The 21,988-nt window shown below is 47.9% G+C and carries 17 protein-coding genes and 1 pseudogene; 4 read left to right on the forward strand and 14 right to left on the reverse strand.

Features of this window, described 5'->3' with window-relative positions; genetic code table 11:
- Nucleotides 1-24 precede the first annotated feature (24 nt).
- From BUB86_RS11055 to BUB86_RS18030, 3 genes and pseudogenes are all read right to left on the reverse strand, one after another.
- Nucleotides 25-576: an isochorismatase family cysteine hydrolase gene (locus BUB86_RS11055; RefSeq protein WP_073209466.1), complete on the reverse strand. Its 552-nt coding sequence runs from the start codon at nt 574-576 to the stop codon at nt 25-27.
- A gap of 9 nt (nt 577-585) precedes the next feature.
- Nucleotides 586-1,005, reverse strand: coding sequence for a pyridoxamine 5'-phosphate oxidase family protein (locus tag BUB86_RS18025; RefSeq protein WP_262503396.1), 420 nt, complete (start codon nt 1,003-1,005; stop codon nt 586-588).
- Between the two features lie 60 nt (nt 1,006-1,065).
- A pseudogene (locus BUB86_RS18030) lies at nt 1,066-1,320 on the reverse strand (zinc ribbon domain-containing protein); the annotation flags it as partial.
- Nucleotides 1,321-1,624: 304 nt separating this feature from the next.
- Between BUB86_RS18030 and BUB86_RS11070 the strand changes: the two are divergent.
- The 3 genes from BUB86_RS11070 (at nt 1,625) to BUB86_RS11080 (ending at nt 3,346) form a co-directional block, all read left to right on the forward strand.
- Complete coding sequence (locus BUB86_RS11070; RefSeq protein WP_139261573.1) at nt 1,625-2,284, forward strand: hypothetical protein; 660 nt, start codon at nt 1,625-1,627, stop codon at nt 2,282-2,284.
- A gap of 382 nt (nt 2,285-2,666) precedes the next feature.
- Nucleotides 2,667-2,966, forward strand: a complete 300-nt coding sequence (locus BUB86_RS11075) for a type II toxin-antitoxin system HigB family toxin (protein WP_073209469.1) — start codon at nt 2,667-2,669, stop codon at nt 2,964-2,966.
- A gap of 17 nt (nt 2,967-2,983) precedes the next feature.
- Nucleotides 2,984-3,346, forward strand: a complete 363-nt coding sequence (locus BUB86_RS11080; RefSeq protein WP_073209471.1) for a type II toxin-antitoxin system HigA family antitoxin — start codon at nt 2,984-2,986, stop codon at nt 3,344-3,346.
- 496 nt (nt 3,347-3,842) lie between these two features.
- On the opposite strand, the gene BUB86_RS11090 is transcribed toward BUB86_RS11080, so the two are convergent.
- The 3 genes from BUB86_RS11090 to BUB86_RS11100 all read right to left on the reverse strand — a co-directional run bounded on the left by BUB86_RS11090 (nt 3,843) and on the right by BUB86_RS11100 (nt 10,202).
- Complete coding sequence (locus tag BUB86_RS11090) at nt 3,843-4,409, reverse strand: hypothetical protein (RefSeq protein WP_073209473.1); 567 nt, start codon at nt 4,407-4,409, stop codon at nt 3,843-3,845.
- Nucleotides 4,410-4,419: 10 nt separating this feature from the next.
- The gene (locus BUB86_RS11095) at nt 4,420-5,472 is read right to left on the reverse strand and encodes a DUF4268 domain-containing protein (RefSeq protein ID WP_073209475.1); all 1,053 of its coding nucleotides are present in this window, start codon (nt 5,470-5,472) and stop codon (nt 4,420-4,422) included.
- Nucleotides 5,473-6,398: 926 nt separating this feature from the next.
- Complete coding sequence (locus tag BUB86_RS11100; RefSeq protein WP_073209557.1) at nt 6,399-10,202, reverse strand: sugar-binding domain-containing protein; 3,804 nt, start codon at nt 10,200-10,202, stop codon at nt 6,399-6,401.
- A 184-nt stretch (nt 10,203-10,386) separates the two neighbouring features.
- Here BUB86_RS11100 and BUB86_RS11105 point away from each other — a divergent pair, with 184 nt between their 5' ends.
- Nucleotides 10,387-12,837, forward strand: coding sequence for an alpha-L-arabinofuranosidase C-terminal domain-containing protein (locus tag BUB86_RS11105; RefSeq protein WP_073209476.1), 2,451 nt, complete (start codon nt 10,387-10,389; stop codon nt 12,835-12,837).
- A gap of 312 nt (nt 12,838-13,149) precedes the next feature.
- Here the strand turns inward: BUB86_RS11105 and mnmE are convergent, their stop codons facing one another.
- The 8 genes from mnmE to rplU all read right to left on the reverse strand — a co-directional run bounded on the left by mnmE (nt 13,150) and on the right by rplU (nt 21,741).
- Complete coding sequence (mnmE, locus tag BUB86_RS11110; RefSeq protein WP_073209478.1) at nt 13,150-14,463, reverse strand: tRNA uridine-5-carboxymethylaminomethyl(34) synthesis GTPase MnmE; 1,314 nt, start codon at nt 14,461-14,463, stop codon at nt 13,150-13,152.
- 20 nt (nt 14,464-14,483) lie between these two features.
- Nucleotides 14,484-15,356, reverse strand: a complete 873-nt coding sequence (locus BUB86_RS11115; RefSeq protein WP_073209479.1) for a nucleoside phosphorylase — start codon at nt 15,354-15,356, stop codon at nt 14,484-14,486.
- A 17-nt stretch (nt 15,357-15,373) separates the two neighbouring features.
- Nucleotides 15,374-16,507, reverse strand: coding sequence for a hypothetical protein (locus BUB86_RS11120; protein WP_073209481.1), 1,134 nt, complete (start codon nt 16,505-16,507; stop codon nt 15,374-15,376).
- 2 nt (nt 16,508-16,509) lie between these two features.
- Nucleotides 16,510-17,277, reverse strand: coding sequence for a tRNA 2-thiocytidine biosynthesis TtcA family protein (locus BUB86_RS11125; RefSeq protein ID WP_073209482.1), 768 nt, complete (start codon nt 17,275-17,277; stop codon nt 16,510-16,512).
- The gene (locus BUB86_RS11130; protein WP_073209484.1) at nt 17,264-19,624 is read right to left on the reverse strand and encodes a bifunctional dihydroorotate dehydrogenase B NAD binding subunit/NADPH-dependent glutamate synthase; all 2,361 of its coding nucleotides are present in this window, start codon (nt 19,622-19,624) and stop codon (nt 17,264-17,266) included. The genes BUB86_RS11125 and BUB86_RS11130 overlap by 14 nt, the downstream gene beginning before the upstream one ends.
- Before the next feature lie 26 nt (nt 19,625-19,650).
- On the reverse strand, nt 19,651-20,970 hold the full coding sequence (gene serS, locus BUB86_RS11135) for a serine--tRNA ligase (protein WP_073209485.1): 1,320 nt from the start codon (nt 20,968-20,970) through the stop codon (nt 19,651-19,653).
- Between the two features lie 168 nt (nt 20,971-21,138).
- Entirely contained in the window at nt 21,139-21,402 is a 264-nt protein-coding gene (gene rpmA / locus BUB86_RS11140) for a 50S ribosomal protein L27 (protein ID WP_073209487.1), read from the reverse strand.
- A gap of 21 nt (nt 21,403-21,423) precedes the next feature.
- Entirely contained in the window at nt 21,424-21,741 is a 318-nt protein-coding gene (gene rplU, locus BUB86_RS11145) for a 50S ribosomal protein L21 (RefSeq protein WP_073209488.1), read from the reverse strand.
- Between the last annotated feature and the right edge of the window lie 247 nt (nt 21,742-21,988).

Genomic DNA, 21,988 nt, shown 5'->3' on the forward strand with positions numbered 1-21,988 from the left:
GCGTCCGCCAGAACTGTTGTTGGTTTAAGGTTCCTGTGTGCGACGCATCGCTTTTTCATTTAAAGATGCGGCAGTTTGATGATTATTTATTAATTTTGCACCCAAATTTATTAGTTCGCAGCCCTGTTTTTCATAATAGGCGAGCATCTCTGGCAACTTCTTCAGGTCGTAGCTGGTGATACAGTCAGAGAGGACGTGCACCGTGTAGCCAGCTTTTCGCATGTTGAAGCAGGTGGACTTCACACAGCCGGTAGCATCAGCACCAGTAACATAGAACTCTGTGATTCCGTTTCCTGCAATGAACGTGGCAAACGCCTCACTCGTCAATGCGTTACTCTTTGTCTTCACAAAGATATTGTCTGAAACCACCTTCAGTTCTGGTGCCAACTCTTCGCCACGAGTACCTGGCTTGAAGGTACGTGTGCCGGCGGTGATGTTGTTGTGCTTGATATAGACAACTTGCATCCCTTTGGATACTGCCCATTCAATAGCAGCATTGATATTGTCAACAATGTCGCGGTAGTGTTTCGTGATGTCGTTTTGGATATCGATAACGACAAGTGCTTTTGTTTGCATATCTTATGTTTACTCAATCACGAAGCTACGCGGATAGAAATCGCTGTAGAAACGGCCATCGGTGGCGGTGAACTTCAGGACGCAATAGTTGGGATCGGTTACGCCCCCAGGGTAGTATTGCTCGTCGCCTTCACGCCAAATCATCTCCTTGCTCTTGGCATCTGTCAACACCTCCATTGTACCACGAAGCATTATGCCTTTAAAACCTTTTTCATCACAGAAATAGATGCTGGCCTTGGGATTGGCTTTGTAGTGGGCCACACGTAGCGAGAAGGTATTAGTGGTAAAATAGAACGTACGGATACCTTCTCGCTTACGTGGTGCCAGCATGGCCTTAGTGTAGGGATATCCCTCGTTGTCTACAGATGAGATGTAGGCTATGGGCAGCGAGTCGGCCATCTGGGCTATAAGCTCTTTCACACCTGCCAAAGCTGGATTGACCTTCATGGCCTCATCATTAGTAACATTCAGAGCTTTGCGCCAACGCTTCAGTTTTGGGAAGTACGTCTTCATCTGTCCAATATACTCCTCTTTTGTAATCGGATTGGGTAAACTCTCGTTCACGGCACCTACAAACTGGGCACAATGCTCTATCATTTCGTCCATCGTGCATTCCTGCAGGAACTTGCCGTCCTTATAGCAGTACATACAATAATCTTCGTTCTTACTACCATCGGCATTGGTGCCGAGAACCTCGTCAGTAAGCGGCATTCCGCAACTCTGACAAAAATTGACTTTTTCCATATTCGTTTTATGTTTTATTTGTTTGACGACTGCAAAATTACGAATAGTTGCCGATATCGCCAAATTTCTGGGATATTCTGCACGATTCTGTGACAGATGGTAAAAAAACTATGAAAAATGTTTTGTGGAATCAAGAAAAGAATGTATTTTTGCAACGAGAAAGTTTATGTTTTCGGTCGGAGTACATAAGTTTTCAATGCAGAGACACATGTTTTCAGTGCAGAAACATAAGTTCTCGGTGCGAAAACATAAAATAGTACGAAGGAGAAAGAAAAATTAATTGAGTATAAACAACAAAAGGAATATGGCAAAATACGTTTTACAGGAACTCCCAGGGGAGATGACCGATGGAAAGAAAATCGTATATCCAAAGATGCAGACTTACTCTCTGCACGACTACGAAACGGTGATTGAGCACATGCACGATTATGCCGGCAGCATCAGCGAAGGCATGATTCGCGCCGTCTTCGATGCGCTGATATCGGTAATGGAAAGTTGGATGCCTATGGGGCATAACATCAAGATTGACGGACTGGGCGTGTTCTCGCTGACATTGGGTTTCGATGAGTCGAGCCCGTCGGAAAAGGCAGAATTGAAGAATACCGCTGATGATCCGAAAACAAAATACAGGCACGTCTGCATCAAGGGTATCAACTTCAAGCCCGATCAGAAGCTGTTGCAGGCGTTGAACAAGGAGGCCACTTTCGAGCGTGGTGAGGCTGATGTTCAGGTGCCGCAGAAGACGAAGCTCAGCCTTGAGGAACGAATAGCAAGAGCCAAAGCCATTATCGCGAAGAACGGCTTCATGACACTCTACGACTATGCCAACGCTACCCACCAGAGTCGTTCTGTTGCCTCGAAAGACCTGCGACAGATCGTAGCCGACCCCACCTCAGGCATCACCACTCGTGGCAGCCATTCCCACAAAGTGTGGATAGTAGGAACAGAGTCGATGATAGTTTAGTAAAAAGTTTTCTTTTGAAAATTAAAATTTGTTTTCAGAGAAAATTGTAACTTGCCAATATTTAGGTAGTTTGGTTGCCTTATTTGCCCACGCGGCATATTTATCGTATTGGTATTCTACGTTTTATGAGTTAAACCGTACAAATGAATTTGGGAAATAGAAAGGAATTTAACATTCTCATCCCTTTAGTTCATTGACAGGTCTTCCACAAACTCGCTCTTCACTCAGAAGAGTATCATCATCTGTTCTGCATTATGCGGTGCAAAGATAACTATAAATTACGAGATAGCAAAGAAAAATAGAAAAAAAAGTTCTAAAAAAATAGAAATATTTATCGATTTTCTTTTGAAATTCAAAATAATTATGTAATTTTGCAGCGAATATGAGAATAGTATCACATAGACGATTAGTTGAGTTCTATAGTTCGGAAGGACATGGAGACGCTCAGGCTGCACTTGAACGATGGTATAACATCGCAGAAAAGGCAGAGTGGAAGAACCTGTCGGATATCAAGGCAGATTTCCCCACAATAGACTACGTTGGAAACCAACACTATGTCTTTGACATCAGGGGCAACAAATATCGTCTGGTAGTGGTCGTAAAATTCACAATCGGGCATATCTTCATCCGATTTGTGGGAACTCACAGTGAATACGATAAGATTGATGTTTCAACGATATAATAAAAGGAGGTACGAATATGGCAAAGATTACTAAAGAACAATACGAGTTTGCATTGGCACGGATTGAGGAACTGTTGCCAATGGTGGATGACAATACACCTGCCAACGACCGCAATGCTGTGGAGTTGACAATGATGTCGGATGTTGTCATTGACTATGAGAAGGAACACTATCCCATAGGCAAACCTACCGTAGCCCAGTTGATACAGCTTTCGTTGGACGAGAAGAATATGAGTCAGAAGCAGTTGGCTACTGAGATAGGGGTTAGTCCTTCACGCATAAGTGACTACGTCTCAGGTAGGGCAGAGCCTACGCTGAAAATTGCCCGTCTGCTCTGTGTCACTTTAGGAATAACGCCAGCTGCAATGTTGGGATATTAAACAACAGTAAACCTAAAGGGATAAAGATACGATTATGTACATTCTGAAAATTACAGCCTCGTAATGTTTAACCGAGACGACATGAGACAGAAATCCATGTCGCCTCATAACATTTACGAGACAATGAGTAGAAGTAGAAAGCAAATGCCTGGCAGCACTTGGTGTTGCTGTAAGTCGCAGAAGAAAAGGAAAGCAGGCAAGTAGCCGCAAGTTTCGCCGTAAGGCGCATGTATTATTACATCAGGGAAAAGATCATCTTCTTCCCTTTAAGTCCTTCGAGGTGATGCGCTCTTGGGATTTAGGTGGTGATGGAAAAGCCTTCTTTGGATTCCATCCTGAAGAAGAGTGGTTCGTCAAGTTGATGAGAAAGTGATTTGTGTAAAAAAAGTATAACTGCTGTTTGCTTTATTGCGTGGCAAACAGCAGTTATTATTTGTCTCTCCTGATAGATCGTATTTAAACGAATCAAGAGCTGTGTTGTAGAATTCCTCTTTCTCTACCACAGGCTATTGCTATAGTTCCACCAATAAATTGACCTGTTCGAATATGTTGTGTAAGATTCATCAGGATTCTCGCGCCAATGCCTGCGTTCAATAGCGTCAAGATTCTCGTCGTTTATTCTGAAATCATCATTATTGGATAGTACTTCCCAATCCTCATGAGTTTTGTAATCCTTGTCATACTTTTCAGTCTTGATAACCCCACGCTTAAGCTCTTCTGACAACAACTCAACAAGTTCTTCTTTATTCAAGCACTTAATACGGTCAACCAATGGTACACCTTTCGTAGTTATCGTGTATTTATCACCCGCCATAAGTTTCAGGATATACGACCCAACACAAAATTGTATTCTCTTGCGTTTATAATCATCATGGGTTTCTGCAAAGTTAGTGATAACTTTAGCAAGATCACCACCTTTCTGCACAAATCCTGCAAGCCGAATAAGCTTCTGATCCATAGTCAACCAGTTCGCTTCATCACCAGAATCATCCCAATATTGGTTAGTCTCTATAAGACCCTCGTATTCATTAAGTGGAAGGTCAAATGGTGTCTCGTACTTCATAATTATTCATTTATTGTTCATCAATCTCTATTTCTTGGGCATTTTCATCCCATTCCATATGCTTACCATTTCTTACAAGTGTAAAATCAGATGGTTCTGCAACAAACCTTCTCCAGTTTTGGCATTCCATCAAGAACTCCTTCCATTTTAATGCTGTATCACACATCCATGAAAAGATTTCATTTTGGGATTCTTTGGATTCGAGATCTTCAAACTTTTTATATACACAAACAGAAGAAGATTTTTTCTTTTGATTTCTTTCATTCCATTCTATCTCAGAATGAAATGTTTTTGAAATATTCTCTTCATTTGCACGCAACCTCGAATAAGATCTCTCATCATCTGGAAGATATATGCCAGTTCTTACCATTCCCTTTGACTTCAATATGCTCAAGAATACATACCCATCTTTAATATAAGGCACATGTAGATCATAGCTGACTTGTGGATAAGGCTTGCGTTTGGTATTGAAATTATCTGATGAAAAGAAATGATAGGGGATACTATCTGCATAACTATTAAATTCGTTCCAAAAGTCTATTAGGAATTTATCATTTTCTGACCACTCCCGTATGGATTCTTTTGGCGATGGACTAACCACCACTTTAAATCGTGGAGCAAGAGTTTCTTGGTTTATTATGAACAACTGGATTTCAACGAGGTAAAAATCCATGTTGTCATCAGTTCTTCTGTTTAGCCATTCTACTGCCTTACGATATTCTTCTGTTGCTTTTTCAACAATCCATATGACAACAGCAGCTTCTTTTCTCCCAGCAGAATAAGTTACGATCTTACCTAGATGTTCATGATTTGTAGCTTCTAACTGATTTTCTATGATAACTTCAACTCCTTTGTTTGCATCTTTAAGTTTAGCTACGATATCTGCTCTTTTACTTCCAACAGATACTTCACATATGGGATCTATTATATCCCCAATCCCAATTTCTTTGCTAAGCATACTAAGTCCCTTATCGGCAACCCAATGAGTAAAGTGATGTGCCTCATGGGGCCAAACTTCCCTTAGATTATCAAATCTTTCTAGTTCTACTAACTTATAGTTCATAACTACTTATATATTTTGGTTACAAATTTATAAAATAATGAAGTATTATAATATACGTATAGGTAAAATTTAAGATTTCTTATAACACCATCTGGACAATGAAGGTTTTGTGGCACCATTCGCATTTCTTAACTATTTCCATATGTCATAATTATGTATGTTATTATTCATCTTGTCTGTCCAAATGTGTCCAACTGTGTCCAATGGTGTCCAATGTGTGCCACGTGAGGACATCGGTTAGCAATCCAATGGTGTCCAATGCGTGCCAGTCGGAGACATTGACTTAGCATGTGCCGACGTTGGGATTTTCCCAAACGTACAAATAACGTACAAAATTGAGCAAAAAAAATATCACCAACGATTAACGCTGATGATATTGCGAGTGTGGAAATGCTTGATAGTAAACGGTTTATGTCATATCGAGTAATATCGAGTGATAACCGTTAATCGCATTCTACTTTCCCACGCAGAATCTACTTTCCGACGCAGAATGTAAAATCTGCAAATATAAGTAGTTGATAATCAGCGCATATTCCTCTAATTACGGGGGGCTGATACTATGCTGAGGGACGGAGGAGGGACGGAAAATATACAAAAATCTGCAAATGAAGCTACCGTCAAAAATAAAATATACAAACATCTGCAAAGACGTTTTTACAGTTCTTTGTATATTTACATTCGTTAACACGGATTTTTGCACATTTTTGTATTCTCTGTGAAGCGAGTGAAGTGCGACTTCCAATTTCTGTCCCTTTAGGTACATTTATCTTTGCAGTTCTTTGTATATCTTTGTAATCTGACGAAAATGGGCGCATTTTATAACTCAAAATTGGCTTGTTAAAAAGTGTCAACACTGTTTTTGTCCCTCCGTGATATATCAACCCATTTTACGGATTTAGCAGATTTTTCGCTTTAATGTCGGTAAGTCACTGAGATATTGGTTTTATTGTCAGATGTCGCTCGTAGCGGGCGGGCTTGACCTGATAGCCGGGCAGCACATAGCAGGCCGTACAGCCTACGCCTGTGGTGTTGTAGTCCAGGTTCAGGGTGATGCCGTCCTGCTTTTGCAATTGGTAGGTATATACCGCCTTCGTCAGGTTGTCGGTGCTGTAGTGGTAGGCGTTGAAGTTGAACGGCTCATCCATCGCAAAGCGCAGTCCCAGTCCTGATTTATTGCTCATGGCAAGCCAGCGGTTGTCGCACCGCAGGCCGCAGTCCTGTGGAATGAGGTAGGGTTCGAACATATCGTCCACATTGTTCTCATAGATGCCGATGGCATAGCCAGTCTTGCGGTCTGGATAGTTCTCCTCAGGTCCACGGCCGTACCACTTCACCTGTTGCAACGGGTCGATGAGCGTCATGGTCAGTCCGATGCGGGGCAGGAGAGCAGGCATCGGGCCTTCGGGCTCAAGGATGTGATGCAGGGCGATGGTTCCGTCGCCGTTGATGCGGTATTCATAGACCTCAGAGAAGCCTGAATAGCGCAGGCCGGTGATATAGGCATCGAGCGATGTGTTGACGGGTGCCCCGAATTGTGAGAAACAGCGTACGTTGATATACACCTGACCGTTGGCTTCGAAGGCCTGACAAGAGATGGGGATGCGGGTGATGGCATCCAGGTTGTTGCTGTAGAACTCGTTGGCTATCTGCCCGCCGTTCCAGGGCTTGCGGTTGTTGTAGGTGATGTTCCATTGATCCCAGCCGTCAACTTCAAGTGCCAACGGTGCACGCCAGACGTTCAACTGCATTGGCGACTTGAGCAGTTCCTGTCCGCCCTGTCGGATGCTGAAGAGTTGGCCGTCGGGTGTGAAGGTGTAGGAGAAGCCTTCTCCGCTCACGGTGATGGAGTCGTTTGTCTGGCTCAACACAGCCTTCCCAACGGTTTTGTCAGACGGTGTGGCCAACTGTTGCCAAGGCAGTTCCAACTGGTCCCACGCAGCCACGTGCCCCTTCTGCGCCCATAGCTCGTCGGCCTTCAGCGCGCTGGTTATCGTCAGTCGGTATTCGCAGCCCGGCTTGATGGCCGGACGGCTGTAGGGTAGGGTGATGATTTTCTTGCTGAGCGGCTCCACTTCAGGAGTGATCGTGCCCTGCTGCAGGCACACGCCGTCCTCGTAGAGTTCCCATGTCATATTGTAATAAGAGGTGTTGAGGAAATGGTTCCTGTTCCAGATCTCTACCGTACCATTGTCGGCACTCAGCAACCGGCATGATACGGGCTGGGCCGATTTCTTCATCTGATAGATTTCCGGCTGTACGGTTCTGTCGGGCCATATCGTACCGTAGGTGCGGGCGCCGATGCCGTAGCTGAAATAGGAGCCTTCTTGTTGCTCTGTCTCGAAGTCGAGATTCAACAACTGGCCCGAATTGTCGGCAATGACGACATTATCCATCAGCGCATCGCAGATATACACATGGGTGTCCTGTCCATGGGTCTGTTCATTGCGGCCGATGTTTACAGGGAACGGGGCGTTGATGATGTTGCCCTGAGCCTCCATCTGTGCCACCTCTGTCTTGTCGATGCTTACTGTCATCTTCTTACCGTCGTAGCAGGCTTCCACATGGTGCCATTTGTTCTCCCAGTTGGCGGGCAGTGGTGCCGATAGTTCGTACTTGTGGTTGGTGGCCGCAGGTCTTCTACCGAAGGGGAATGCCTTGGGCTCGCCTTCTGAGGCTGGTGCCTTGTCGGTGTTGATGTAGAACACCAGCTGCTCCTTACCGTTCTGCTGAACGCCGAACTGCCATTCACCCTTGGTCACGAATGAGCCGCAGGAACTGATGAGCTTGCGGGGATAGACATCGAAATGGACGTTCAGGGTGTTGCCGGTCAGTTCCAGACAGTCATCTCGATACACCTCCACCCACTCATCGTGGCCGCTCAGGTCAATCACATGATTTTTTCGGTTACGGCTGTCGGCCACTAATTTGGCATTGCCCATGATATGCGCCATGACATCGTGGCCTGATTTGTCCTTGAGCCTACGTGCAGGCTGGGTAAGTCCAGGCGACACGAAGTCCCATACGGCACCGCCGATGCAGCGCTCATGGGTATAGACGGCGCGCCACATCTCGTCGAACATACCGCCGCTGTTGCCGGCTACCGATATATACTCATCCATGAACGACGGGCGCACGTCACCGTCACCGTGTTTTCCCACCCTGAGGTCAAGAGCCAGGGCAGTAGGGTAGCGTGGACCGATGATATCCTCTGCGGGATGACTGTAGGCATTGCCACCGTACATCCACCAGCGGGTGTGGTCGTATTTGCGCCCTTCGGCAATCACCTCGCCGATGTTAGGACCCTCGCCGCTCTCGTTGCCAGCGCTCCAGAAGAGTACCGCAGGCTGGTTTCTGTCACGCAGCACCATGCGGCGCACACGTTCACGATACATCGGTATAAATCGTTTGTCGCCAGAAACCCATTCGGTGGCATGTGCCTCTACGCCTGCCTCGTCGATGATGTACAGTCCATAGCGGGCGGCATATTCCAGATAGCGCGGTACGGGGGGATAGTGGCTGGTGCGCACACCGTTGAAGCCAAACTGCTTCAGGATGGTCATATCCTTCTTGACCAGTTCGTCGTTCACGGCATGGCCGTTGTCGGGATCCTGCATATGTGAACACTGGGCATTCACCTTCAGCGGCTTACCGTTGAGATAGAACACGTTGTTGCGCATCTCAGTCTCCTTGAAGCCCACATCCTGACGGGCATCCTCAGGCGTGTTTTCTGATAGCCGCTTGCCGGTGGCAGCATCCACGAGGTACATCTTGAGGTTATACAGATTTGGTGTCTCTGCCGTCCATTTCAAGGGGTTGCTGATATGCTTACTCATGTTCAGCATCAATGTGCTGCTACCGTTGGCGAATGTTGCCGCCTGACTTTCCAGTCGTGCCACCTCTTTTCCATTGGCACCGGTCAGCACGGCCTGCACCTTAAGGGGAGTCGTAATTGGCTGCTTGTCATAGCTTCTGACGCTTACCTCGATGTTCAGGTCGGCATCTCGGTAATCCTTGTCCAGATCGGTGGTCACATACCAGTCGAACAGACGGGTCTTGGGCGTGGCATAGAGATAAACATCGTCGAAGATACCTGCCAGGCGCCAGTAGTCCTGACCCTCGAGATAAAAGCCGTCGCTGTATTTGATGACCTTCATGGCCAGCGTGTTACGGCCTTTCTTCAGATACTTTGTAATATTGTACTCGGCAGGCTCCTGAGCTCCCTCGTTGTAGCCCACTTCCTGACCGTTGATCCACAGGAACGATGCCGATGCCACCTTCTCAAAACGCAAAAAGATCTCCTCTCCATTCCAGTCGGAGGGAATAGTGAAGGTGGTGCGGTAGGCGCCTGTTGGGTTGTAGTCGCGTGGTGTATTGGGCGGGTCGGCCTTGAATGGCGCCGACACGTTGCGGAATAGTGGGTCGCCATAACCCCTCATCTCCCAGTTTGAAGGCACATCGATGGTGCCCCACTTGGCATCTGAGAATTTCTCCTCGAAGAAGTTGTTCGGTATCTCCTGAGGTGTATTGCCGTAAAAGAACTTCCACTTGCCGTTGAGCAGAACGTGATGTCCCGGGATGTAATAGGCACGCGATTCTTCCTGTCCATATTCAAACACGTCAAGGTTTTCAATGTAATGATATAGGTCGTCAAACCCTCTCGTTTTCTCTGTCTGTGCCATAGCACCTATCCATGCGCACAACACCATTGAAGCAAATACAACTTTTTTCATGAACTTCACAAAACATATTAAGAATTTTGGCAAAAGTACTTTATTTTAATGTAAATTCGCTAAATTTGCAGCAATTATTAAATAAGTTTAGGAAATTTGGCTATGTCATATTATGGACACTCAGATGATTCTGCCGAAGAAGACAGCGTTGTTGTTAGAAATCAAACAAATTAACAAGTAATATATGACTTACAAAAACATTCTTCTCATGGCCGGTTGTGCGCTCTATGCAGCAGTCCAGGCTCAAGTGACTATCGATATCGACGCTCAGCAGCGCGGACCGAAGGTGAGTCCGATGCTCTATGGCATCTTCTATGAAGACATCAACCACGCAGCCGACGGCGGTATCTATGCCGAACTGATACGTAACCGTTCGTTTGAGGACGGACCTCGCTATGGTGCACCAGCCGATATGCAGGGATGGTCAACCTATGCAGCAGCCCCGTCGCAACTCACGGCAAGACTCATACAACCCACGAAAAAGACACCACTGCTTAACAGTGTGCAGCACAACGCCCTGGCACTCGACATCAAGGCTTCGCCCACGATGCCCGTCTGTCTGGTAAACGAGGGCTTTTGGGGCATCAATGCCGTACGGGGACGCTGTTATCGTCTGTCGTTCTGGGCAAAGACTCTGAAATACCAAGGCACCGTGAAAGCCACGCTCTGCTCGAAGGACGGCTCACAACTCTATGCTGAGACCGTGGTCAGCCAATTCCCTGCTGTTAAGGCCCAGGGCTGGACGAAGTACGAAGCCACCCTCACCGCCAACGACAACGATCCGCAGGCGCAGTTTGCACTGGTGTTCGACGGCGTGGGGCAGGTGCAGATAGACATGGTGAGCCTTTTCCCGCCCACCTTCAAGAACCATGAGAACGGCATGCGTCCCGATCTGGCTAACATGCTGTGGCAGCTGCACCCGAAATTCATGCGTTTCCCCGGAGGTTGTTTCGTGGAGGGGCAGGAGAGTCCAGACAATGCTTTCCGCTGGGAACGTACCATCGGTCCGATTGAGGAGCGTGAGGGGCACTGGAACGTGAACTGGGGCTATCGCACTTCCGACGGACTGGGTTACCATGAATACCTGCAGTTGGCCGAGGACTTAGGGGCCAAGCCGCTTTATGTGGTGAATGTGGGAATATGGCATGGGGGCATGACTCCTTATGACAGCATCCAGCCGTGGATCGACGAGTGCATGAATGCCTTGGAGTATGCTAACGGTCCCGTCACATCGAAATACGGTGCTATGCGTGCCAGGAACGGACATCCGGAGCCTTTCGGAATAGAATATTTGGAGATAGGTAACGAAAACAACCAGCCGGACCCTCGTCAGCAGAGTGACCACTACTACGAGCGCTACGAACAGTTCTACAAGGCCATCCGCTCTAAATATCCCGAGATGAAGATCATCGGCAACGTGGTGGCATGGGGCGACGACAACCCCAAGTGGAATAGCAAACTGTCCGTTGACCTGCTTGACGAGCACTACTACCGCTCACCTGACTGGTTTGCCGCGGCATTCCACAAGTACGACAGCTACGACCGCCAAGGCCCAAAGGTTTATGTGGGTGAATATGCAGTGACCAACGGCTACGGCAAACTGGGTAACATGAATGCCGCTTTGGGTGAAGCCGTTTATATGATGGGCATGGAGAACAACTCTGACGTGGTGGAACTTGCCTCGTATGCCCCCATCTTCGTCAACGAGAACGATGCCCGCTGGCGTCCCGATATGATCCGTTTCAGCAGCAGCCGTGTCATGGGTACCCCGAGTTACTATGTGCAGCAACTTATGCCACAGCATCTGGGTTCACAGGTGGTAAAGGTGGAGCAGAACGATCCCTTTGAAGGAATGGTTAGAAAACCGCTGACACCGAAGCATAGCCGTGTGGGATTCGGAACATGGAACACACGCGCCACGTTCGAGACCAATAAGGATATGGATTATGTCTATGGTGACTGGCAGAAGGAGGGTAACACTGTGCGGCAGACAGGCCATAAGGATGCCACGCTCTGCATAGAGAAGAGCATCATCGACAGCGACCACTACACCTGTAAGTTCCGTGCCCGCAAAGATGAGGGGGCTGAAGGCTTCATCATCATCTTCAACTATGTGGATGAAAAGAATTATTGTTGGGTGAACTTCGGAGGATGGACAAACTCACAGCATGCCATAGAGCAAATTAGCAATGGCGGAAAGCTGCTGACCGCAAGTAAGCGAGGACATATCGAGTCTGGACGCTGGTATGATGTAACCCTTCAGGTGGCAGGAGATAGCGTCAAGGCATGGCTCGACAACGAACTTGTCTTCGACACGGTCTTGAAGCATGATGAAACGAAAGGAATCTTCTCGTCTGCCACTATCGACGATGCCACAGGTGAACTTATCGTAAAGGTAGCAAATACCAGCGATGTCGCAACAACCGCCAACGTCAACCTCAAGAATTTCACACCGGCATCAGCCCGAGTAGTACGCTTGGCAGCCAACGATGGTATGGAAGAGAACACGCTCGATGCCCCTACCACCATTCACCCTGTGGAGCAGTTACTCTCCCCAGAGAACAATAGCGTTCAGTTTGATGTACCTCCATACTCGCTGAACATCATTCGGCTTACAGCTCCAGCCAAGCCCTAACAAGCGTTAGAGAAATAAATAACGTCAGTTGAAATAGATCAAAATACTTTCCTTGTGTCTCCCTCTTATGGGCTGTCCCTTCGATGGCGTTTTGGTACTTTCTCATGGTGTATCACCTTTGTTCCAAATATCGCGTTTTTAAGGGCGTTTTTATTATCTGTTTTACACTCGCGGTAGAAATACTGTGCAAAAATAGCTCGAAAAACTGGTACAAACAAATATGCAACTTGAAGTGTTAAAATACAAAAAGTCCCTCATTTTGAGGGACTTAGTTCAAATTACTCCAAGTTGCTCAGAGTTGTTTATAAGGGGTCACTTGCCCACGCAGAAGTGCTTAAAAATGTTGCCAAGGACTTCATTGGGGGTTATCTGGCCGCCAGTGATTTCGGCTAGGGTGTCGAGGGTCAGGCGCAGGTCCTCTGATAGCAGGTCGCCGCTTAATTGCATCTGCAATCCGTAGATGACGCGCTGCAGGTGTTCGTTGGCGCGAATCAGGGCGTCGTAGTGGCGGGCATTGGTCACGATGACATCGGCATCGGTAGTCTTGGGAGCAGCATTAATCAGTTGCTGACGAAGCTGATCGAGGCCAACACCAAACTTGGCTTGGAACTGCTCGGTCTTGTTCTCGATGCGTATGACGGTTTGGTCATCGCGCACAGGTACATCTGGATAGGATGTTCCTGGCTCTGTCATCATAATGATGATAAGGGCACGCTGTGCTGCAGCAATGGAACGGTCGATACCCATCAACTCAATCTGGTCGTCAGTATGACGGATACCTGCAGTATCGATGAATCGGAAGGTGATGCCACCCAATTGGATGGTGTCCTCGATAGCATCACGTGTGGTGCCTTGAATGTCGCTGACAATGGCGCGCTCTTCGCCTACAAGGGCATTGAGCAGCGTAGACTTTCCAACATTTGGCGCGCCAATGATGGCTACAGGGATGCCGTTCTTGAGGGCGTTGCCAGTATGGAACGAGTCGGCCAGACGGGTGATATGCTGATGAATGGTCTGGGTAAGTTCCATCAGTTCGCTACGGTCAGCAAATTCCAGGTCTTCGTGGTCAGAGAAGTCGAGCTCCAATTCGAGCAATGATGTGAGCTTGAGCAGCTGATTGCGCAGTTGGGTCAGCTTAGAAGAGAAATGGCCTCGTAGCTGACTCATGGCTATCTGGTGAGTGGCCTGATTGGTTGAGGCTATGAGGTCGGCCACAGCTTCGGCCTGACTTAAGTCCATCTTGCCGTTGAGGTAGGCTCGCTGGGTGAACTCGCCAGGGCCAGCCTGTCGGCATCCATTCTCTATGAGCAGGGCCAGTACCTTGTTGAGGATATAGCGCGAGCCATGGCAACTAATCTCCACACTGTCTTCGCCCGTGTAAGAGTGGGGGGCACGGAAGATGCTCACCATCACCTCGTCGATGACTTCAGAGACCTCCCCTGGCCCCTCCTGTAGGAGGGGGACGATGTGACCATAGTGGATAGTGTTAGCAGGGTAGGACATAACGTCGCCCTTGCCACGAAATACGTGAGAAAGAATCTCAAGCGACTGTGGGCCTGAGATTCTGATTATTCCGATTGCGCCACCTGGAGCCGTGGCTAGTGCGCAGATTGTATCGACTGACATTAAACGTTAAACATTAAACATTAAATTCTCTCGAGGACTTTTTCGATTAGTGTGTCAATAGAATTCTTGTACTCTGTGTTCATCTTTTGGGCGTAGCGGTTAGCTATAACCATACAACAAGTCATGGCACGATGGCCCAGCAGTGATGCCATGCCAGCCAAAGCCGACGACTCCATCTCGAAGTTACATATTTTTATGCCATCGTACTCAAAGTTCTCTATCTTCTCGTTCTGCTTGGGATCCTCAATATTAGCGCGGAGCACACGGCCCTGAGGACCATAGAAGCCACCACACGAGATGGTGTAGCCACGAACCATATCGTCCTGAGCAATGCGGTCGATGAGTTCGGCATCGGCTACCGATACGTAGGGCGCACCTTTAATAGGATTCCACTGCATGTGCTGCTTGAAAGCCTCCTCGAGCTTAAGGTCGCATACCTTGTTGCGGTCGGCATAATAGTTGAGCAAGCCGTCGAAACCGATGCTCTTAACCGATGCTACGAAGCAACCTGTTGGGGTGTTGGGCTGCAGTCCGCCACAGGTACCAATGCGTACCATGGTGAGGGTGCGATGCTCAGGTTTCTCTTCACGGGTGTTATAATCAATGTTGGCGAGTGTATCGAGCTCGTTGGCTACGATGTCGATATTATCGCAACCGATGCCGTGACTCTGCACGGTGATACGCTTACCTTTATACATACCAGTGATGGTGTGAAACTCACGGCTCGAAACCTCGCACTCTTTTGAGTCGAAGTGGGCAGCAACGGTGTCAACACGGGCAGGGTCGCCTACCAACACCACTCTATCAGCCAGTTGCTCTGGCTTGAGATGCAGATGGAAACATGAACCATCAGCATTGATAATCAGTTCGGATTCAGGAAAATTCTTCTTCATAGACTTGTATTCTTTTGTTAATGAGTTTTACTTTTAATTTCTGCATTACGTGTGGCCTTGTCGAGTTGCTTAACGTTAGCGTTCAACTGCAGAGCCTCGTCTTCAAGTTTAAGTATCTCGCTCTTCATTTGTTTGCGCTCACTAGCATTAGCCAAGTGATACTTATGGCGCAACTGGTCGAGCCGAGAATTTGCAATATCGAGTGAGTGTTGCTCTTTTAATAGTCTCTGATACAGATTCTTTGCCTCTTTTGAATGAAGCTCTACTGCAGATTCTGCATCGCCAGTGCTAACAAGCTGACCTGGGATGCCTTGGTCTGCATATTTTGCCTTTATTCTTTCGATGGCAGCTTTTCGCTCAGTACCATTGCCCCATGTGTCGGCTATGCGTGCGATATCTGAGAACTTGCGAATCTGCTCTTCAGAATATTTAGAAATGTCGTAAGTTTTACGAGTGTCTGATGGAATGAAGATATAGATGCACACCTTGCCTGCAGGCTGACGGCGATCACTGGCAAAGTAGCCTATACGGTTGGCTTCGTCGATGGCATACATATAGTCGTTAGCCTCAGAATTGAATGGCATACCGATATTCTCTGGTTTCAAGAAACTGCCGCTACGTGAGTCGTAGCGAGTTACAAAGATGTCGTAGCCGCCAATACTTTCTTCGCCTTTACCTGCAAAATAGAAGGTAAGACCATCGCTGAGCATAAAGGGGTAGGAGGCTTCGTCGATGCCCTCGCTCAAACCTTGAAGTGGCTGGGGCTTGCTCCATTCGTCGCCCAGTTTGTCGGCTGTATACAGTTGCTGCTGGCGACCATCGGGCTGGCTGAAATACACCTTGTTGCCCATCTCGTTGAGATAGAGGGTGCCTTGCAACTGATTGCGGAAAAATGTGCCTGTATTCATCAGTTGGCCGCACTCTGACGACAGACGGATGGATGCCAGAAATTTATCCTTACTGGTTACGATGCTGTCGATGATGATAATCTGTTGGGTCATCTCGCGCATATTAGTGATGCGTGGGTCTTCCTGTGGCTCTTCTACTACAGGTGCTGGCTTGGGTTTAGTAACACGTTTACGTTTCTGTGCTGTCATTGGTAACGACAGCAGTGTAGCCAGTAAAAGTATCGTAATCTTATTCAGGTTCATATTTATTCTTCTATCAGTTTGTTGTCAGCATTTAGCGCATTCCACATGCTATAGCGAGCTTCTGGGTTCATGCGTTCTATTGCGTCGTAGATTTCCTTGATATCTGCACGATGCGAGTTGGTCTCGTAGGGGCAAATTTTTTGTTGTTTCTGATATCCCTGCAGTGCTGCGTAAGTCTTGATATCCTTTTCCTCAATCATACAGAGCGGACGGATGATAGACAGCGGCATCTTGCGCATTTTGAGCAGGGCTGGCATGGTGTCGAACCTGCCTTGAAAGGTGAGGTTCATCAATGTCGTATGCAGCAGGTCGTCTTGATGATGCCCTAAAGCAATCTTGTTGCAACCAAGCTCTTGGGCCAGATTGAACATCTGTTTGCGACGGTTCCACGAACAGAGGAAACAGGGTTGTTTCTGTCGACGGGCGTCCTTGCCAGTCTCGACTGAACCTACCTCAAATCTCGTGGTGCGAACGTGAAGCGTTACGCCCAGATCGTCGCAGAACTGCTGCAGATAGCTGGTGTCGGTTTCGTAGTGGATGTTCTCCATCCTGACGTGTAGCGCATCAACCTTGAATCGTGGGTGAGAGATGCGCGAGCGACAAGCCAGCAATTCGAGTAGCAGGAGTGAGTCCTTGCCACCTGATAATCCCACAAGTATGTGGTCATCATCTTCTATCAGATGATAAGTAGCCATCGCCTTGACAAATCGCTCGTTTAAACGATGCCACAGGCGACGGCTCTCTTTATCTTCGTTATTAAGCTTCTCCACGCAGATGCTTATCCATATTCAATGCAGCACGACGGCCATCGCCCATAGCGAGGATTACCGTTGCACCACCACGCACGATGTCGCCACCAGCGAAGATCTCCTGTCGGCTTGACTGCATCTCCTCACTCACAGCGATGGTGTTCTTGCGACCAAGCTCCAGCCCCTCAATACTCTTTGGTACCAGTGGGTTAGGCGATACACCAACGGCTACGATTACCTGGTCTACATCGAGTGTAACAGTCTTGCCCTCAACAGGTACTGGGCTACGGCGACCTGATGCATCGGGCTCGCCAAGCTCCATTACCTGCAGAACAGCCTGCTTCACAGCGCCCTGCTCATCGGCAATGTACTCGATAGGATTATGCAGTGTGAGGAACTTGATGCCCTCTTCCTTAGCATGCTTCACCTCCTCCAGACGTGCAGGCATCTCAACCTCAGAGCGGCGATAAACCAATGTAACATCGGCACCCAGACGCTTAGCTGTACGACAAGAGTCCATAGCGGTATTACCACCACCCACTACGAGCACGCTCTTTGCAGGATTCAGTGGTGTATCAGTTGTGGGGTTGGCAGCGTCCATCAGGTTTACACGTGTCAGGTACTCGTTACTTGACATGATGTTGATGCTGTTTTCACCAGGAATATTCATGAAGTTGGGCAGACCAGCGCCTGAACCTACGAAGATACCCTTGAAGCCCTGCTTCTCAAGCTGTTCAACGCTGATTGTCTTACCAACAATCACGTCGGTCTGGAAGTGAACACCCATCTTTGCCAGGTTCTCGATCTCAACGTCTACAATCTTATTTGGCAGACGGAACTCAGGGATACCATACTTCAGTACACCACCAATCTCGTGAAGTGCCTCGAACACGTAAACGTCGTAGCCCTTCTTCACCATATCGCCAGCGAAGCTCAGTCCGGCAGGACCTGAACCTACTACTGCAATCTTGATGCCGTTGGCTGGTGCAATCTCAGGCAGAGAGATGTTGCCGCTTTCGCGCTCAAAGTCGGCTGCGAAACGCTCCAGATATCCGATAGCTACTGCAGGCTCATTCATCTTCAGGTGGATACACTTGCTCTCGCACTGTTTTTCCTGAGGACAAACACGTCCGCAGACAGCGGGTAGGGCAGATGTGTTCTTGAGAACCTTGGCAGCAGCCAGGAACTGGCCGCGCTCGATGTTCTTGATGAACGATGGAATATTGATGTTTACTGGGCAGCCCTCAACACAGCTTGGCTTAGCGCAGTCGAGACAACGCTTAGCCTCGGTCATAGCCATCTCCTTGGTGAGGCCGATATTAACTTCCTCAGTACGTGTTGTAGCACGATAAACGGGGTCGAGCTCAGGCATTACAACACGTGCTATCTGAGTGCGCTCCTTGGGCTTCATGCTCTGCTGGAGCTCTTTACGCCAAGGTGCATTGCGATCGGTAAGAACCTCGATGGGGTCATTAGTAGGATCGGCATCCATCACAACATCTGTTGCCTTGGCCTCAGCCTTCACGTCAGCGTCGATAGAATCCAGATGCTCCTCGTAGTGAGCCAGCTCTTCCTGCTCCTCGCGCTTGAAGGTACCCATACGTTTGAACATCTCGTCCCAATCTACCAAGGCTCCATCGAACTCAGGACCATCGATGCACACGAACTTGGTCTTGCCTCCGATGGTGAGTCGGCATGCACCACACATACCTGTACCATCAACCATGATGGTGTTGAGCGATACCTCGCAAGGGATGTTGTGCTTCTGAGCTGTGAGGTTAGAGAACTTCATCATGATTGGAGGGCCGATAGCGAAGACCTTGTCTACGTGTGGCTCCTGCTCGATAAACTTCTCGATACCAACGGTTACTACGCCTTTCTCGCCATAGCTACCGTCGTCGGTCATGATGATCACCTCGTCGCTGCTCTCGCGAACCTTATCCTCTAGGATAATCAGGTCCTTAGAGCGGCCAGCCATTACTGAGAGCACACGGTTACCAGCGGCCTTAAGTGCCTGTATGATAGGCAGCATAGGTGCAACACCCAGTCCACCACCTGCACAAACCACCGTTCCGTAGTTCTCAATCTTGGTTGGATTTCCAAGTGGACCAACCACATCCGTCACGTAGTCGCCTACGTTCAGGGCGCAGAGTTTTTTCGACGAGAGTCCAACCATCTGGACTACCAGTGTGATAGTTCCTTTGTCGATATCGGCACCAGCAATGGTCAGCGGCATGCGCTCGCCTTTCTTGCCTATACGCACTATCACAAAGTTGCCAGCCTTGCGGCTCTTGGCGATTAGTGGAGCTTCAATCTCAAAAAGGAAAACCTTCTCGGAGAACTGCTCCTTTCTAACGATTTTGTTCATAAGTATTGTAGTAATGTTATTGTTGATTAATCAATGATGTCGCAGCCCATGTAGGGTACGAGTGCTGCAGGAATCCTGATGCCATTCTCTGTCTGGTTGTTTTCCAGTAGGGCGGCAACGATTCTTGGCAGAGCCAGAGCCGAACCATTCAGTGTGTGGCAGAGCTCAGTCTTCTTAGTCTCGCTATTGCGATAACGGCACTTCAAACGGTTAGCCTGGTAGGTATCGAAGTTAGATACTGAAGATACCTCGAGCCAGCGGCCCTGAGCCTCAGAGTAAACCTCGAAGTCGTAGCAGATGGCGCTCGTAAAGCTCTGATCACCACCACATAACAGCAGAATGCGGTAGGGAAGCTCTAACTTCTTGAGCAGACCCTCAACGTGCTCCAACATCTCCTTGTGGCTCTCCTTAGAGTGTTCAGGCTTGTCGATACGAACAATCTCAATCTTAGAGAACTCGTGCAGACGGTTCAGACCGCGAACGTCCTTACCATAGCTACCAGCCTCGCGACGGAAACACTCTGTGTAAGCGCAGTTCTTGATAGGCAGATCCTTCTCATCGAGGATAACATCGCGATAGATATTGGTGACTGGAACCTCGGCTGTTGGAATAAGATAGAAGTCATCTACTTCGCAGTGGTACATCTGTCCCTCCTTATCGGGCAGCTGACCTGTGCCATAACCTGATGCAGCATTTACTACTGTAGGTGGCATGATCTCTGTGTAGCCGCTCTTGCGGGCCTCATCGAGGAAGAAGTTGATGAGTGCACGCTGCAAACGAGCTCCCTTGCCGATATAAACAGGGAATCCGGCACCTGTAATCTTTACTCCCAGATCAAAGTCGATAAGGTTATATTTCTTAGCAAGCTCCCAGTGGGGCAGGGGATTAGCAATACCCAGTTTGGGGTTAACGTCCCAGTTGCCTACAGTATCGCTCTCTGTGCACTCCTTCAGATTGCTCTTTACTACGTGGTTGTCATCAGCGGCACGGCCCTCAGGAACCTCGTCGTAAGGAATGTTTGGAATCTGGCAGAGCAGAGTGGTCATCTCCTCCTGAGCCTTTGCCATCACATCGTCCATCTCCTTCGATTTCTCTTTCAGTTGGGCTACCTGAGCCTTTACCTGCTCAGCCTCGTCTTTCTTGCCTTCCTTCATCAGGCGTCCAATCTGGCCAGACAGTTGCTTCTGCTCGTTCAGACATTTGTCGAGCTCCTGCTGAGCCTCACGACGACGCTTGTCAACGGCCAGAACATTCTCAATAGCCTCTTTAGCGCCAGCAAAGTGTTTCTTCTCCAATCCGCGGATTACGCGTTCTGTTTCCTCATTGATGAGTTTCAGTGTTAACATATTAAATACGTATTTATTTGTTTATATTCATTATTCTAAGGTGCAAAGGTACAAATAATCGTTTAATTAGCCAAGGAAATAGCTGAAAAAAAGCAGAAATCCCGCTCTCCGTAGGAGAGTGGGACTCTGTGTTGTTTGTTTGGAATAAGTGTTTCTTTAAAAATTACCTTAGGCCTCAGCGTTTGGAATTACTGATACAACGCTCTTATCGCGTTTGCCCTTGTGGAACTGTACTGTTCCATCAACGAGTGCGTAAAGAGTATCATCCTTACCGATAGCAACGTTGTTACCTGGGTTGTGCTTTGTACCACGCTGGCGAACGATAATGTTACCTGCGATGCACTGCTGACCGCCGAAGATCTTAATGCCAAGTCGCTGAGCTGCGCTCTCACGACCGTTCTTAGAACTACCTACACCTTTTTTATGTGCCATAATGTTGTTCCTCCTACGATTTTAAGCGATTACTGACTTGATTTCTACTTCTGTGAACTGCTCACGATGACCGTTGCGAACGCGATAGTCCTTACGACGCTTCATCTTGAAAACGATGACCTTGTCACCCTTTACGAGTGGGTTCACTACTTCACACACTACTTTGGCACCCTCTACGGTTGGAGCACCTACTTTTACTGCACCGTCAGCATCTACGAGCAGTACCTTGTCAAATTCAACAGTCTTGCCTGCCTCAACATCCTTGATGTGGTGCACGAAGAGCTTCTTGCCCTGCTCGGCCTTGAACTGCTGACCCTGAATTTCTACAATTGCGTACATTTTGCTTTTTATTTGTATTTAGGGGTTTTTCCGCGAGGCGGCATACGTTCGTACACACTTAACTCTGCCCCAACGGACTCTAACGGGGTGCAAAGGTACAACTTTTAGTTGAAACTCGAAAAGTTATACTAATAGGAGAGGTAATATTTAGTAAAGTTTAACAGTTTGGGTATGGGTAAAAAATAAAGCGATGACTTTCGCAAGCGATCGCTCCATATCTTCAATAGGTATTAGTTTTCTAAGGTAA

The organism is Xylanibacter ruminicola, from assembly GCF_900142525.1.
GTDB lineage: Bacteria > Bacteroidota > Bacteroidia > Bacteroidales > Bacteroidaceae > Prevotella > Prevotella ruminicola_A.